Genomic DNA, 15104 nt, shown 5'->3' on the forward strand with positions numbered 1-15104 from the left:
GGCGCTATCCGACATCGGAACACCCACGCATTGCGCCATTTTGGCGCTATCCGTTGCCATAGCGCCAAATTGGCGCTATCCGACATCGGAACACCCACGCATTGCGCCATTTTGGCGCTATCCGACGCCCGAACACCCACGCATTGCGCCATATTGGCGCTATCGGCCACCCGTGAACCGTGGTGCCCGTCCCCCGCCTCGCGTACAGAACTACCTGACACCCTACGGCAGCATCTCCGGGCTGCCGACGCGTTCGTTGGCGAAGAGGGTAGTGAGTTTGGCAATCTGTTCGCGATCCGAGAGGATGAGCAGGTGGTCGTCAGGGCGAAGTGTCGTGGCGCCGCGCGGGACAATGACGCGTTCACCGCGGATCACGGCGTAGCACAGCGTGTTTGGCGGAAACGGGATGTCGACCATTTTGTGGCGCACGAAACGGGAAGCCTCTGTAATCTCGACAGGCAAAATACAGGCACTCTCCCTCGCAATCGCGACGAGCTCGAGAAGGTTTTCAGACGGCGATGGGTCGGTCAAGTCGAGCTTGTCGGCGAACCACCCGACCGTTAGACCCTGAGCGAGGGTCGACGCGATCACGACGAAGAACACGGCCCCGAGCAGTGTGTACGGCGTATTAATTGGCGCAAGCAACGCAGTTAAGGCAAGCACGATGGGCACCGCTCCGCGCAGCCCGGCCCACGATAGGAAGTGCTTCTCTTTCCACGTGAACCCTGTGCCAATCGTCGACAGCCACACTGCAGCGGGTCTGGCGATAAACAGTGCACCGACGGCGAGACCGATGCCAGGCAGGACAATCGGTGGGAGCAGGTGCAGAGAAATCTGCAAGCCGAGCACGACGAACATGAGAATCTGCATCGTCCACGCGAGGCCTTCGTGAAAGCGAAGAATACTGTGGCGGTGTTCAAGTCGTCGATTGCCGATCACGACGGACGCGACATAGACTGCCAAAAAGCCGCTGCCCTGCAGCGCAGCGGCGACGGCAAACGCGAGAAACGCGAACGCGAGCGACATCGTCGGGTACAGCCCGCCTGTGTCGAGTTTGATGTTCTGGTTTGTCCAGGATGCCACGTAGCCAACAGCGACGCCGACGACAAGGCCGACTCCCATCTGCAGCGCGAACGTGCCGACCATGTGAAGGGCGACATGCCCCGGTGACCCGATTCCGTGCGCGGCCCACCCGATGAGGGTCAACGTCAGGAAGAACGTCATCGGATCGTTCGTACCCGACTCCACTTCGAGCACGTCGACCAGATTCCGCTGCAGCGATTTGCCGCCGAGCATGCTGAACACCGCAGCAGCGTCGGTTGAGCTGACTGCGACGCCGAACAGGGCGGCCGTGTAAAACGGGATCTGCAACAGCCAGTAGGCGAGCGCAGTCATCACTGCGGAACTGATGAGCACGCCGAGAGTCGCGAGCGAGATGGAGGGCACAAGCGCCCGCCGGATGCGCGCGAACGACGTATGCAACCCGCCTTCAAAAAGAATGAGAATGAGGGCGACGTAGCCGATGTCTTCAGCGAGTTTGTGTGAGACGTGCGGGGCGAGGTCCCACACGTTCGGTCCAAGGAGCAGACCGATGCCTACGAAACCGACCAAAACGGGAAAACCGAGTCGACTGCCGACACGGGCCGACCACACGCCGCCGATCAGCACAACGGCCAGCAAAAACAGCAGCAGAACCACCCGGTATCCTCTCCTCTGTATGACAATATGGACCGACGAGTTCGGAATCACGGAGTCCCGCTTGTGGAGTATCCCCAATCACGAGGGAATGTTGTTAATCGCGGTGTACACGAGCACGGTATTCGCTTCAACGGGTGTCGAGGCTACCATCCTACAATGAGGATCACGGCCGTCATCGCTACAAAGATTTGTGGGTAACGATGTGGTCTTTCACTCGCCGCCGAAACCGATAGATGAGTCGACGATGAGGAAAGATGGAATCCCCCCAATCACTCGACGCGTCCGGTCCAGGAAATTTTCTCCCTTCATCATAACAAAACTCGTGGACCGCGCGACCGATACCCATTAGGCAGGTGGCTCTCAAGGCTCGTCCTCATCACGTCAACCGACGTGATGTCACCAAAATGGGACTGCATTGAACAGGCATGACACCCGCCAAAACAGCCCCACTGTATCGTCTATTTCACCAGTTGCCACTTGCGACGTTGATGACATTGCAGTCAAATGTCGAATCGCTACCTAACGCCGCATCGCCGTCCCAGTCCCAGTCCCAGTCCCCTTCGGAAAGACCACATCGTCACTGACCATGTTGTGAACGTACTGGCGCAACTTCGGGATGACCCAGTAGTCGGCACCGTAACGTCCTGCGTTGTAGCCTGCCACAATGATGAAGATGCCAAGGAGGATGTCCAGCGGGTTTTGCGATATGGTGCCGCTGAACAAATACATGAAGTTCATCAACATTCCGAAGAACATCGCAGCCGTCGTCAACGTGCCGGTGATGAGGCCGATGCCAACCAGTAGTTCTCCCCACGACACCAAAACATTGATCACAGCGACATTCGGGATTGCGAAACCGTTTAAGAAGTGCACAAACCACGGGTACTGAACAGTCTTGGCTGACGACAAGACCGGGTTTGCCACGGCCCCCTTCAAGAAACCAAGCGCCGTAAACCCAGTCGGCCCCGTGACTTTTTCCCAACCTGCGTGAAGGAACTGCCACCCGACGAAAATGCGAGCAATGGCCAAAATGCCAGCCGACCAGTCGTTGCGGCGCAGCCATGTAGTAAACACATCGTCGTCCCCCTCAACTCGTCGCCGGAGTGGGGCACTGTCGGTCGTCTATCCCTGCAACCGATGCGCTGAACTCCACTCCTTGCTACGTCTGTATTTTGCCCCATCTGGTGAGGGGCCGGCAGGACATATCGGACCAATTTGCGAGTGCAGAGCCTACCCATGTCAAGTAGTCCGCGACGCATTGGGTGATAGTCTAAACTAGTAGGGGTTTCTGAGCATAAAAGCACAAATTCACGCGTGACTGATACGAAATGTCAAGGCCGCGCGACAAAAAAACAGCCATCCCACCAGGCGACCTACCTGTTGGGATGGCCTAGCCGAATATTCGGGTCGGCTTTTAGACCGAGTGCATCTTCCAACCAACCGCCGCCATCTTGCGTCGTACATAGGCAAGTTGTCCGCGCAGCGGCACACCGACAGGGCAGTTGTCGTCGCAAGCCATGAGGCCAATGCAGCCGAACACGCCGTCTTCCGTGCCCACCACTTCGAAGTACTCCTGTTCCGAGCGCTGGTCGCGCGGGTCGACCATGAAGCGGGCCACCCGGTTGATCCCGGCCGCCCCGATGAAATTTGGCTTCAGGTTCGCCGTCGCGCAACCGCCGATGCAGCACCCGCACTCGATGCAACGCTCTGCCTCGTAAATCCGAAGCGCCGTCTCGTTGTCCATTCGCTCTTCTTCCACGGTCGGGTCGAACGGAGCGTCGTTGTGCACCCACGCCTCGGTGCGGATAGACATGTCGCGAAACCATGTGCCCGTGTCGACCGACAGGTCGCCGAGCAGTTTGAACGCTGGCAGCGGCAGGAGCGTCGTCACTTCCGGCAGGTCCTTGGTCAGAGTCCGGCAGGCCAGTGTCGGGCGGCCGTTGACGAGCATGCCGCATGATCCGCAAATCGAGGCTCGGCAGACAAAGTCAAACCGGAGTGAGGGGTCCTGCTCTTCGCGGATCTTGTTCAGAACCACGAACAGCGTCATGCCCGGTTCTTCATTCAACGTAAAGTCTTGCAAGTGCGGTCTAATATCCGGCGTATCCGGGTTGTACCGCATGATTCGAAATGTCAGTGTTCGCTGTGCCATCTGCGTACCCACCCTTCTCCTACGACTGCGTTGGCGCCGACTTCGATGTCGCGCTGGCTTCGCCGTAACCGCGGTCGCCAGGCGGCAGTTCGGTAATCTTCACGGATTCGTACTTCAGGTCCGGTTCACTTGCGTGTTCCGGCCAATATGCCAAGGTCCGCTTGAGCCAAGTTGCGTCGTCGCGCTTCGGGAAGTCCTCGCGAAAGTGACTGCCCCGACTCTCCTGCCGCGCGAGCGCACCTTTGGCAATCGTGAGCGCGAGGCGAATCATGCCTGGCAGGCGCAAGGCGAGGGCAAGTTCAGGATCGGCGCCACGGCCTGTCCCGCGGAGTCCTATGTTCTGCGCGCGTTGGTGCAGTTCGCGCAGCGTGTCGACCGCTTCCTGCAGCGGTCCTTCAGTACGGAAGATCCCGACGTTTTGGCTAAGTGTGTTCTCCATCAGGCTGCGAAGCTCGTAGACGTTCTCGCCACCACGCCCAGCATTTTGTTGCAACCGCTCGATTCGGTCGAGCTGCGCGTGCAGGTGGCCGTCGATGAGGCTCGTGGAGACGGTCAGGGAAACGTCCTTCGTGAACTCCGCAATCTTCTCACCGATGATTTTCCCCGCCACGACCGTCTCAGCGAGCGAGTTGCCACCGAGGCGGTTGAAGCCGTGCAAATCCCAACAGGCTGCTTCGCCAACCGCGTACAGGTTCTTCAGGCCGTAGGCCTGGCCGTTGATGTTGGTACGAATTCCGCCCATGCTGTAGTGCTGAGTGGGGCGGACGGGGATGAGTTCTTTGACCGGGTCAATGCCGTTAAACTCCCGGCAGATGTTCGCAATTTCGCGCAGGTTCGTGTTGATGTGCTTTGCGCCAAGGTGGCGGATGTCGAGCCACAGGTGTTGGCCGTACGGGCTGTCCACGCCGTAGCCCGCGCGGATGTGCTGCATCATCCGCCGCGACACGACGTCGCGCGACGCCAGCTCCTTCTTGTTCGGCTCGTAGTCTGGCATGAAGCGGTAGCCGTTTTTGTCGAGCAGGTAGCCACCGTCACCCCGTGCGCCTTCTGTGATAAGAATCCACGACGGGACAATGCCAGTCGGGTGGAACTGCACAGCTTCCATGTTGCCAAGCGGGACCACGCCTGTGTCAAGCGCGATGGACATGCCAGACCCTTCGTTGATCACGGCGTTTGTCGACGCCCCGTACAAACGGCCGTACCCACCTGTCGCAATAACTGTGGACTTTGCTGTATAGACGCGCAACTCACCCGTGCGTAAGTCGCGGACGACTGCGCCGTAGCAGGTGTCGCCGTCCTGGATGAGGCTGAGTGCTTCGACGCGGTCGTGCACCGTGATCCCATGCTTCTGCACGATGCTGTCCATGGTGTACAGCACAGTGTGGCCGGTGCCATCTGCGGTGTAACAGGTGCGCCACTTCGCTGTTCCACCGAAGTTGCGGGCGGCGATGAGGCCGACTTTGGCGGGATCTTCATGAATTTCCTTGCCGTCATAAATCCGCTTTTCTGTGGTCACTCGGTTCCACGGCACACCCCAGTGCGCCATCTCGCGCATGACGATGGGCGCGGTCTCGGCAAACAACCGTGCGACGTCCTGCTCACAACCCCAGTCCGACCCTTTGACGGTGTCGAGAAAGTGGATGTCGGGGCTGTCACCTTTGCCCATCGCGGTGTTACCGAGTGCGGCCTGCATACCACCTTGAGCAGCCGAACTGTGCGAACGCCGCGGCGGCACCAGGCTCAGCAGAATGACATTCAAGCCATTTGCGGCAGATTCAATGGCGGCCCGTTCCCCCGCCAGACCGGCGCCAATGACGAGAACGTCTGTCATAAACATGTCGTGACCCTTGTGACTATTCGTCATTTCGATGCCCCCAACATGTACAGGATTGCAAGTGATACGCCGCCGACGATGACAAACAGCACGCTCACAACTTCCAACACGCGTTTCATGCTGTGGCGGTTGACGAAGCCCCACTTCACAAAGATGCGGTAGACGCCAATGCTGGCGTGGTATTCAGACAACAGTAGAAGCACAGCGTAGAAGACCAGAAAACCGGGGTTGACAACGCGCAGCGAACTCAAATTGGCGTTGATCCCGGCAAACGACACGATGGCGACATGCGTCACTGCGAGGATGACAATGGCACTGCCGGTGATGGACTGAAACAGCCAGGACCAGGTGTCGCCGTGGTGAATGAGCTTGGCGTGTTTCCACACCAACTTCTGCTCGGAGTACTGCTTTGGCATCCGGCGCAGCACGGCCCCAATGTGCGTGCCGCCGACGAGAATGAGAAAGACAATTGCGAGTGGAAGCAGTCCAAACTGATCCATGAAGTGCGCAAGCACATTAAACGCGTTCTGCCCGAGCCAGATGGACGCCACGAACAACATATGCGCCCACAAAAAGACCACCAGCAGCAACCCGCTGACCATCTGCAGCGTCTCAGTGATAGCGTCCGTTCGCGGTGTGTAGACGAGTGCCTTTTGCAGCTGCATTTCCGTCTTCGCCTCCTTGAGGATAGAGATAGTCGATGATGACAGCCCCGCACTTTGAACACACGTGAAACGGCACTTGCAAGTCGTACTCGTCATCGGTGCAGTTCGGCAGGTCAGACCGGACTTCTACTACTATCGGGGCTTCACAGCAACTGGACACTCTCATTGACCTCTCCTCCATCATGGAAACGAACTGGAGACACGACAACGAGACGTACTTATCCGCTCGTTTGTCTCTGAGGTCAATTGTGAGGCCGCACTTGCATTCCCACATGATGCAACCGGGCCAATCATAGTAGACTAATCCAATTTAACCAATGTAAGCGCTGCATCTTTGTGTGTTGCACTGCGTTTGCCGGATCACGCTTGCCGCCGCGCCCGCTTCCACACCTCCCAGGGTGCGACACGACGGACCTGTACTCCCACACTACGCGCCTCGGATCACACGAAACAGCACAATCTGGATGATTTACCGGCACCTTATGTACTAGTGCAGGCGGACTATTGTGAAATGGATGCCCGGCCTGCGCATTTTGCCGTATGTCTGGGATGGGGATGGGGATGGGGATGGGGATGGGGATGGGGATGGGGATGGGGATGGGGGGCCAGTCGCCCGTACTCGCACCCCTCATTGTACGTACTGCAATTAGGTACAAGGAGAACCCTTTGGACGAGCTTACTAACCCGCTAATGCCACTCAATTGGCCTGGACGCACACCAATATGCTTCTTCCGCCCTCTTACTAGAGGTGATTTAAATGACCATGTGATCGAAAGGATCACTTACTGCCGCGTCAGCGGCTCCTATGTGATCGAAACGATCACATAGCGCCCCACCCGCGGCTCCTATGTGATCGAAACGATCACTTCTCACCGCACCCGCGGCTCCTATGTGATCGAAACGATCACTTCTCACCGCACTCGTGGCTCCTATGTGATCGAAACGATCACTTCTCACCGCACCCGCGGCTCCTATGTGATCGAAACGATCACTTCTCACCGCAGCCGCGGCTCCTATGTGATCGAAAGGATCACTTCTCACCGCAACCACGGCTCCTATGTGATCGAAAGGATCACTTCTCACCGCACCCGTGTCTCCTATGTGATCGAAAGGATCACTTCTCACCGCAACCACGGCTCCTATGCGATCGAAAGGATCACTTCTCACCGCAACCACGGCTCGTATGTGATCGAAAGGATCACATAACGCCCCACCCGCGGCTCCTACGTGATCGAAACGATCACTCAATCCGTCCAGAACGCGATCTCGCACTCAGAGACGGTACGAGAGTACGCCGATCAGGTGACCAGCAAAGCTCGCCCTACTAGGCTTCCCGCGCATGGCTTCCCGCGCATGGCTTCCCGCGCATGGCTCCCGCGCAGGGCTTCCCGCACAGGGCTCCCGCACAGGGCACGAAAATGCGCTATCAGTGCGGACCCCGGCAAAACGGAGGGATCCGAGGAAATAGCGCATAAGAAAATAGTGCATAAGGAAGTAGCACATGAGAAAATGGCGCGTCAGCACTAGCGCACAACCTTTGCTCAGTGAGGTCCTGCCGCCATCGCCATCGCCATCGCGAAGCCCAAACATGCGTCTGGCTACAGAAACTTCCGCGTCGTCCGTTTGCCGTCGCAGGTGAAGAGCACACCGCGGCCCTCGACGACAGTTTCGACATGGCAGGTCCGCCCCCACAGCTGTTGCACATACTGCATCGTCTTTTCGAGGTGCTTCAGGTCGAGCTCGGCCCCCTCATATGCGTGCGTGAGGTAGAGTTCGCCACTTTGGTTGAAGTCGCCGTCGGTGACGTCTATGACCGGGATCCCGCCGTTTGTCCGCGACGCACAAATGGAGTCCCGTACTTTTTCCCAGTTCGTCTCGACAATCCGCCACTCGTTTCCAATCTTCTGGTACAAGTACAGGTCGAGTTTCTCGATCAGGTCCTTGGTCAAGTAGTTGCGCAGGAACGACACGTCGTTGTCGACCTCACGGACTTCAAACATCTTCGCACGGCCTTGGCCCGGCTCGCGACCGAAGCGTTCACGTTCCTCTTCGGTTGGTTCATTCCAACGCTTTTCGATGTCCTCCCAAATAGCGAGCCCAACGTGGTACGGGTTGATGGTGGTCCTCGACGGCAGCACCACACCCGCGTGCATCTTTGCAAACTCGAGGGCGTCGCCGGGAGCAAGGTCGAGATCGCGCATGATCCGCAGATGCCAGTACGTCGCCCAACCTTCGTTCATAATTTTCGTCTCCATCTGCGGCCAAAAGTACAACATCTCTTCCCGCAGGACGGAGAGGATGTCGCGCTCCCACTCGTCGAGCACTGGACTGTGTTCGATCAGGTAGAGCATAACGTCGCGCTGAGGCAGTCCCCGCTCGCGTTTGCTCGCCTCCTCGTCACCTTTGTCCCCGGTTCCACCACCGCCGGACGTGTTTTCGCCGATCGACCACAGGTCATCGTACGGAGTTCGCGTGGCGACTTTGTCCCGGTTGCGCGAATTGCGATCATTTCGGGTCGATCGCGCTTGTTCAAACACCTGTCTCCGCCGCCCACCGTACCTTGATGCATCCACGTGCTCCTGCACTGCCATCGCGGCGTCGAGCACACGTTCGACGCGGTCGCGTCCGTACTCGAGTTCGTACTGCCTGATCCGCTCGGCCGACGAAGCCATGCGTTCAACCATATCGCGCGATGTGCGTGTGAACATGGCGTTGTTCTTAAAGAAATCACAGTGACCTAAAACGTGAGCGCACACTGTCATGTTCTGAAGCAAGCTGTTGCCGTCAAGCAAAAACGCGTAGCAAGGGTCAGAGTTGATGACGAGTTCGTAGATCCGGCTGAGTCCGAAGTCATAGTCGAGTTTCATCCGGTGGAATGCCTTAGCGAAAGACCGAACGCATGAAACAATGATGGATGGCGCGGTGCGATACCAGCCTGCCGTGCCAGGCGTACCACCAAAACACAACCTTGCACGATTTCGTGCAAGGTTGCGCCAATCCCTTCCTGATTTTGCCTGGAAATGTCGAATGGTCGATTACAGCACAGCTTCAGCGACCCCCGCTACCTCGTGGCCAACACGGTCGATCACGGCGTCTGGCAGCCGGAACAGGATACCCGATGGGTCAGACTGCACCAGCTTCACCATCTGTGGCAGCGCATCCGGCGGAATGTTGAACTGTGCGAAGGTGTCTGGCAGGTCGACTTCTGCCCGCAAGTCGCGGATGAAAGCAATCACCGCGTCGAGCGCTTCCTGCGGGTCCTCCGGCACGTTCGCGAGGCCGAGTTCCTTCGCAAAGCCTTTGGCCCGCGGTTTGTAAAAGTCAGGCATCGCCGCCATCACGTTTGGCAGCAACACCGCGTTCGCGAGGCCGTGCGGAATGCCCCACTTCGCCCCATAGGCGTGCGCCATGTTGTGCACCGGGATGGCGTTCAAAGCCACGCTGAAGGCCGATATGGCCATACAGCTGGCGATTAGCATGTTGGAGCGCGCGTGGAGGTTCGTGCCCTCGTGCACCGCCGTCGCAATGTTCTCGACAATCATCCGCGTGGCCTGGATGGCGTAGGCGTCTGCCATCGGGTTCGCCACGGGCGAGAAGTACGCCTCGACCGCGTGCGTCAGGGCGTCAAAACCGGTGAACGCTGTGATGCTCGGCGGCAGACCAACCGTCAAATCCGGGTCGAGCAGCGCGAAGTCGGCCGCGACGAACGGGTTGATGAGGTTCGTCTTGACGTTCAGCATCTCGTTGAACACGACGGCGATCGGCGATACTTCTGCCCCTGTGCCGGCTGTGGTCGGGATGGCGACGTGCGGGATGGGGATGTACTGGGCTTCCGGAAACATCTCAATGGTGTTGGTCAAAAGCCCCATCCGGATGTCCGGCAGCCCTTTGTGCAGCATCCACTTCATGCCTTTGACCGTGTCGAGTACGCTGCCGCCGCCAAGCGCGATTAGGCAGTCTGCGCCAAGTTGCTTGTAACGCTCCACGCCTTTGTTGATAATCCCGCCCTTCGCGTCCTGTTCGACGTCGTCGAACACGCCGACGAGTTTCACCGGCTGTGGCAGTCCGTCGAACAGCTTCCGTACCATCGCCGTCACACCGGCCTTGGTCAGACCTTTGTCGGTCACAAGCAAGGCCCGATGCCCGCCGAGGCCGCGCAGAATGTCTGGCAAAAGCGACCGGCAGCCGGAACCGCTGTTGACTGCCGTTCGCACGCCGAACTGAAAATACGAAGTCGTCATGGAGTACCCGCCTTTCCTCATCTGGATTCCATTCGTACCGTGAGCCGCCAGCCAAAGTCGCTCTCGAGCGAGAGGCTGTCGCTGGCCGCATCCGGGAACGCGTCGATTACATAGTGAACGGGAACCGCGGCCCGCCCTTTCAGCAGAGACGTGATGTAGACGCTGACCTGGTCCGTCTCGAGCACGCAAGCCGCGTGGCTCGGCGGCAGCGCCTTGTCGTACAGGTACGGTGCGGTGCCGTCGCAGCAACCGTTCGAGATCGTCAGAATCAGCGGCCCCAGACGAACCTTCGCGACCTGCTCAATCACTGCGACAGCGCGCTCCGTCAACTCGCAGCTTGGCCCCGTTGGGGAAAAGTCGCCAGTACTCATCCCAGGGTCACCCAAACAGAATGCCAAGCCAGGTCCGCTTCTCGACTTCCGGCAACAGCGACGCGTGCACGTGCTTCACCTGCGTGTACTCGTCGAGCGCATGCCGCCCGAGTTCGCGCCCAAACCCGCTCTGCTTGTAGCCACCAAACGGAGCGTCGGCGCGCAGCATGTGCCAGTCGTTGATCCACACCGTCCCTGCCCGCAGCTCGCGAGCAATGCGGTAGGCTTCGTTGGTGTCGCGCGTCCACACGCCAGCGGCGAGGCCGTAGATGGTGTCGTTGGCGAGGCGAATCGCCTCTGCAACGTCCTTGTATTTGATCACGACGAGCACCGGGCCGAAGATTTCCTCCTGCGCAATGCGCATGTCGTTGGTCACATCCGCGAAGATGGTCGGTTCGATGAAGTAGCCGCCCTCGTACCCTTCCACCATGGCAGGTTTGCCGCCACAGACGACGCGCGCGCCTTCCTGCTTACCGATTTCGATGTAGTTCATGACCGTGTCAAACTGCTGCTTCGACACGACCGGGCCCATGCCTGTGTTGTGGCTCAGTGGGTCGCCAAGGCGGATGTCCTTCGCTTTTTCCACGAGCCGGTCGATCACGCTATCGTACATCGACTCGTGCACGAACAGCCGCGTTCCGGACTCACAGATCTGCCCAGAGTGCAGGAACACGCCGAACAGCGCACCTGGGATGGCGATGTCGAGGTCTGCGTCTGGCAGAATGATGGACGGTGATTTGCCGCCGAGCTCAAGTGACACCTTTTTGACCGATCCCGCCGCCAACTGCATGATGCGCCTGCCCACTTCGGTCGATCCGGTGAACGCCACTTTGTCGACGTCCGGGTGCGTCACGAGCGCTTCGCCGGCGCTTGCGCCAGGACCTGCGACGACGTTGAAGACGCCGGCCGGGATGCCAGCCTGCGACGCGAGTTCCGCTAGTTTCAGCGTCGACAGCGGTGTGTTCGATGCAGGCTTGACGACAATGGTGTTGCCCATGGCGAGGGCAGGTACGACTTTCCACATGGCGAGGATCATCGGGAAGTTCCAGGGTGTCACTGCGGCGCAGACGCCAAACGGCTCGCGCCAAACCTGGCCGTTGGCGGGTCCCGGGAACGGCGGGATGGGCAGGTACTCGACATACTTGTACTCTTGAATAAACTTCGCCGTCTGTTGTAGCAAATCGCCAATCTGCAAGATGTCGGAGAATCCGACCCGACGGACGGTACCACCGGAACTGATGGCTTCTAGGTAGACCAGTTCGTTCGCGTTTTCCATAATCTTTTGCGCGAACAGCATCAACATCGCCGCACGCGATTCGGGGGCTTGCTTAGACCACATCCCGCTGTCAAACGCCTTGCGCGCCGCTGCCACGGCCGCGTTCACGTCGTCAACGCCAGCCTTGGCTACTCTTGCTGCCAACTGACCGGTCGCAGGGTTAATGACGTCAAACGTCTCCCCGGACTGAGCCGGTGTCCATTTGCCGCCGATAAACAGAGGGAACTCCTTCACATCAAGGACTGTCGCCACAATGCTACCTCCTTGTCACATCGGTCTGCCCAGTCTCAACCGACTGTTTGGTTGATGCTGGCTGCCACTTTCGGTCTAGCGACGTTACTCACCGACTGGAACCGCTTACTTGTACCCTATTCAGTATATTCGTAGACTAGCACATCAGTCTGTCTTCGCACACCCCCAGATCGACTATTCGCTCCGTTCTTCGTCATACAGTGTAGGGATGGCGTGCTGCGCATTCTCGAGGTTGCTCGCTGCTTGTTCTGCGGTGTGCGGGGCTCTCTCGTTGCGGGCATGTTCCAGCTCACGCCGTCTGGCCTCTAGACAGATGGCTGCGATGGTCTGCTGCGCCTCTGGGCGGAGTTTAATCAATGCAGGTCACCTCGGGGGTGAATCTATGCAGCGCACCGATTGTCCGATAACCGTAGCTCTCTACTGCCGCGTCAGCACTGATGAGCAAGCGCAACAAGGGTTCTCAATCGCCAGTCAGCAACAGCGCCTCGCCGCCTACTGTGTGTCACAGGGCTGGGAGAACTACGCGTATTACATCGACGATGGCTACAGTGGCACCACGCTCGACCGCCCCGCTCTGCGCCGTCTGCTTCAAGATGTTGCCGCTAGGCGCGTGCAGGCGGTAGTGGTCTATCGCCTCGACCGCCTAGGTCGCAAACAAAAGGACGTGCTGCACTTGCTTGAGGACGTCTTCGAGACGCAGGGTGTCGCGTTCCAAAGCGCTACCGAGCCGTTCGACACCGCAACCCCGCTCGGCAAAGCGATGCTCGGCATTCTCGCCGTCTTTGCACAGCTTGAGCGCGACACGATTGTCGAGCGCACCACAATGGGGCGCAGACAGCGCATTCAAGACGGGCTGTGGCACGGCGGCCGGGTGCCGTTCGGATATCGCTGGGAGCGGGCCAGACAGTCGCTCACCATCCATCGCGCTGAGGCCGCCGTCGTCCGGAGCGTGTTTCGCCGGTTTCTGAGCGGCGAGAGCCTGTCCAGCCTGGCCGACTGGGCAAATGAGCAGAGTGACGTTCGCAACTTCACACACACCGCCATCCGCCAGATGTTAACGCGGCCAATCTACGCAGGCTACCTCAACCGCGCAGGTGAGCGCGTGCAGGGGAAACACCAGCCGATTGTCGATCCCGCCACTCTCGACGCGGCCGAACTCGCACTTCGTGAGCGACAGAGAAGCTACACGCGCGGCGGCAGCTACCTGCTGAGCGGACTCGCCGTCTGCGGTGTGTGCGGCGGAAGCGTGATCCACATTAGCCGGAAAGGCAGCAGTGATGCGAGGGACGGTTCGAAGCGGGACAGAGCCGTCCGCGACGCCGGCACTCTCGCGTACGACTACTACGGCTGCAAACGGCAACACCAACGCAGACGCGGTCAAGGCACTCCGTGTACGCTCGGCTATTACCGGCAGAGCGAACTAGACGCAGCAGTTGTGCAAGCAGTACTAGGCGTGGCACTAGACGGCGAGTTGGTGCAGCAAATGGGTGCAAATGAGTTGGCGGACACGACGACCGCCCGAGCCGAGGCAACAAGACGAGTCGAGCAACTTCGGGAGGAACAAGCACAGCTTCAGGTGCGGCTCACACAGTGGTATGAGGCGTTTGAATCCGGACAAGTGACGATGAACGAAGTTCGTGACCGCATCGCTGAGCTGAAACAAGCACAGTCAGACGTCTGTGCGCGCATCGCTGCGTGCGAAACCGAACGAGCCAGACGTAGCGCTCCTACTCGCGGACCGGAAGCCACGCAGTACCACGCAGACCTACCGCCCGTGCGGCCCGAACAGCTCATCGCAGATACCTGGCCAATCCTCACCGTTGCAGAGCGACAGGCCATCGTGCGCGCAGCTGTTCGTCGCGTCGTGCTTGCACCCGGACGGAAACCGCCCGTGATCGAGTGGAATATGTAAGCTCGTCCGCACGCGGCGGCAGCGGGTCTCCCCACTCCGCCACAGTGTGGTGTGGTGTTACCACAAGAACAGTCCCCACAGTGCGAATATCCACAGAAACGCCACAGCCCACCGCGCCCAGCCAAAGCCCCAACCATATGCCGGATAGCCGTAGCCAGGGCCAGCGCCGTAGCCAGGAGCACCACCGTAACCAGGGCCACCGCCGTAGCCAGGAGCACCGGCGTAGCCTGCACCCATGCCTCCCCAGCGTGCAAGCGCCAGGTCCAGGCGTTGCGCCTCATCCTCACTGACCTCGGCCGACGCCAAGTTCGTCGGGATTTGCTGTCGCGGCGAAAGCACGACCGCGGTGTCGTCCGTCACGCGCTCGATCACCCCAACGTGGTTTCCCCACTGAGTCCGAAACTGAACCATCCGTCCAACGTACTGTTGACAATCCTGCCTCGTGCACATCATTTACCACCTCCTTTCAGTAACGAGCCTAGAGAAGAAAACTGCGTGGCGGGCAGGCTGCCCATCTACGCAGCTTGTTCCTATCAGTAGACCGGCGTGGTTGTGCACGTCGTCACCGTTGTGTACGGAACCAACAGAAGGAACAGCACGAAGATGATCAGGAACACTATTGCCCAACGCGTATAGCCGCCGAGTGCACCGTACATCTGCGAACCCTCCTTTCCCAGATCACGATTGTTACCTGCGTGGCTGC

Annotated in this window: 14 protein-coding genes and 1 pseudogene; 2 read left to right on the forward strand and 13 right to left on the reverse strand. The window is 59.1% G+C overall.

The annotated features are described in order from the left end of the window. Window positions 1–222 precede the first annotated feature (222 nt). The 6 genes from JC200_RS08190 to JC200_RS08215 all read right to left on the reverse strand — a co-directional run bounded on the left by JC200_RS08190 (window position 223) and on the right by JC200_RS08215 (window position 6515). On the reverse strand, window positions 223–1698 hold the full coding sequence (locus tag JC200_RS08190; protein WP_274435778.1) for a potassium/proton antiporter: 1476 nt from the start codon (window positions 1696–1698) through the stop codon (window positions 223–225). A gap of 519 nt (window positions 1699–2217) precedes the next feature. Then, window positions 2218–2772, reverse strand: coding sequence for a DoxX family protein (locus tag JC200_RS08195; RefSeq protein WP_274435779.1), 555 nt, complete (start codon window positions 2770–2772; stop codon window positions 2218–2220). A gap of 340 nt (window positions 2773–3112) precedes the next feature. Continuing rightward, complete coding sequence (locus tag JC200_RS08200; RefSeq protein WP_274435780.1) at window positions 3113–3850, reverse strand: fumarate reductase iron-sulfur subunit; 738 nt, start codon at window positions 3848–3850, stop codon at window positions 3113–3115. A 19-nt stretch (window positions 3851–3869) separates the two neighbouring features. Next, a complete protein-coding gene (locus JC200_RS08205) occupies window positions 3870–5714 on the reverse strand; it encodes a fumarate reductase flavoprotein subunit (RefSeq protein ID WP_274435781.1) in 1845 nt (614 codons plus the stop codon). Next, window positions 5711–6349 (reverse strand): succinate dehydrogenase/fumarate reductase transmembrane subunit, encoded by a 639-nt coding sequence (locus JC200_RS08210; protein ID WP_274435782.1) that lies wholly within the window; start codon window positions 6347–6349, stop codon window positions 5711–5713. Before JC200_RS08210 ends, JC200_RS08205 begins: the two co-directional genes overlap by 4 nt. Then, window positions 6297–6515 carry a hypothetical protein gene (locus JC200_RS08215; protein WP_274435783.1) on the reverse strand — a complete coding sequence of 73 codons (219 nt, stop codon included), beginning with the start codon at window positions 6513–6515 and terminating at the stop codon, window positions 6297–6299. The genes JC200_RS08210 and JC200_RS08215 overlap by 53 nt, the downstream gene beginning before the upstream one ends. A gap of 683 nt (window positions 6516–7198) precedes the next feature. Between JC200_RS08215 and JC200_RS08220 the strand changes: the two genes are divergently transcribed. Continuing rightward, on the forward strand, window positions 7199–7555 hold the full coding sequence (locus JC200_RS08220) for a hypothetical protein (protein WP_274435784.1): 357 nt from the start codon (window positions 7199–7201) through the stop codon (window positions 7553–7555). Between the two features lie 392 nt (window positions 7556–7947). Here the strand turns inward: JC200_RS08220 and JC200_RS08225 are convergent. From JC200_RS08225 to JC200_RS08245, 5 genes and pseudogenes are all read right to left on the reverse strand, one after another. Further along, window positions 7948–9240, reverse strand: a pseudogene (locus tag JC200_RS08225) (SpoVR family protein); the annotation flags it as partial. A 144-nt stretch (window positions 9241–9384) separates the two neighbouring features. Then, window positions 9385–10590: an iron-containing alcohol dehydrogenase gene (locus JC200_RS08230; RefSeq protein ID WP_274435786.1), complete on the reverse strand. Its 1206-nt coding sequence runs from the start codon at window positions 10588–10590 to the stop codon at window positions 9385–9387. A gap of 17 nt (window positions 10591–10607) precedes the next feature. Then, window positions 10608–10961, reverse strand: a complete 354-nt coding sequence (locus JC200_RS08235; RefSeq protein WP_274435787.1) for a DUF779 domain-containing protein — start codon at window positions 10959–10961, stop codon at window positions 10608–10610. Window positions 10962–10968: 7 nt separating this feature from the next. Then, complete coding sequence (locus JC200_RS08240; protein ID WP_443111880.1) at window positions 10969–12489, reverse strand: aldehyde dehydrogenase family protein; 1521 nt, start codon at window positions 12487–12489, stop codon at window positions 10969–10971. Between the two features lie 174 nt (window positions 12490–12663). Continuing rightward, the gene (locus JC200_RS08245; RefSeq protein ID WP_274435788.1) at window positions 12664–12846 is read right to left on the reverse strand and encodes a hypothetical protein; all 183 of its coding nucleotides are present in this window, start codon (window positions 12844–12846) and stop codon (window positions 12664–12666) included. Between the two features lie 25 nt (window positions 12847–12871). Between JC200_RS08245 and JC200_RS08250 the strand changes: the two genes are divergently transcribed. Further along, window positions 12872–14401 carry a recombinase family protein gene (locus JC200_RS08250; RefSeq protein WP_274435789.1) on the forward strand — a complete coding sequence of 510 codons (1530 nt, stop codon included), beginning with the start codon at window positions 12872–12874 and terminating at the stop codon, window positions 14399–14401. A 57-nt stretch (window positions 14402–14458) separates the two neighbouring features. Here the strand turns inward: JC200_RS08250 and JC200_RS08255 are convergent, their stop codons facing one another. Both JC200_RS08255 and JC200_RS08260 read right to left on the reverse strand, forming a co-directional pair. Beyond that, entirely contained in the window at window positions 14459–14854 is a 396-nt protein-coding gene (locus JC200_RS08255; RefSeq protein ID WP_274435790.1) for a hypothetical protein, read from the reverse strand. Window positions 14855–14934: 80 nt separating this feature from the next. After that, complete coding sequence (locus JC200_RS08260; protein WP_274435791.1) at window positions 14935–15057, reverse strand: hypothetical protein; 123 nt, start codon at window positions 15055–15057, stop codon at window positions 14935–14937. Between the last annotated feature and the right edge of the window lie 47 nt (window positions 15058–15104).

It is taken from the genome of Alicyclobacillus sp. ALC3 (assembly GCF_028751195.1).
Taxonomy (GTDB): domain Bacteria; phylum Bacillota; class Bacilli; order Alicyclobacillales; family Alicyclobacillaceae; genus Alicyclobacillus_L.

Coding starts and splice junctions, on each gene's coding strand:
- JC200_RS08255 (WP_274435790.1), bottom strand. CDS start 14,854: ATGATGTGCACGAGGCAGGATTGTCAACAGTACGTTGGACGGATGGTT.
- JC200_RS08260 (WP_274435791.1), bottom strand. CDS start 15,057: ATGTACGGTGCACTCGGCGGCTATACGCGTTGGGCAATAGTGTTCCTG.
- JC200_RS08250 (WP_274435789.1), top strand. CDS start 12,872: ATGCAGCGCACCGATTGTCCGATAACCGTAGCTCTCTACTGCCGCGTC.
- JC200_RS08205 (WP_274435781.1), bottom strand. CDS start 5,714: ATGACGAATAGTCACAAGGGTCACGACATGTTTATGACAGACGTTCTC.
- JC200_RS08230 (WP_274435786.1), bottom strand. CDS start 10,590: ATGACGACTTCGTATTTTCAGTTCGGCGTGCGAACGGCAGTCAACAGC.
- JC200_RS08215 (WP_274435783.1), bottom strand. CDS start 6,515: ATGAGAGTGTCCAGTTGCTGTGAAGCCCCGATAGTAGTAGAAGTCCGG.
- JC200_RS08210 (WP_274435782.1), bottom strand. CDS start 6,349: ATGCAGCTGCAAAAGGCACTCGTCTACACACCGCGAACGGACGCTATC.
- JC200_RS08235 (WP_274435787.1), bottom strand. CDS start 10,961: ATGAGTACTGGCGACTTTTCCCCAACGGGGCCAAGCTGCGAGTTGACG.
- JC200_RS08200 (WP_274435780.1), bottom strand. CDS start 3,850: ATGGCACAGCGAACACTGACATTTCGAATCATGCGGTACAACCCGGAT.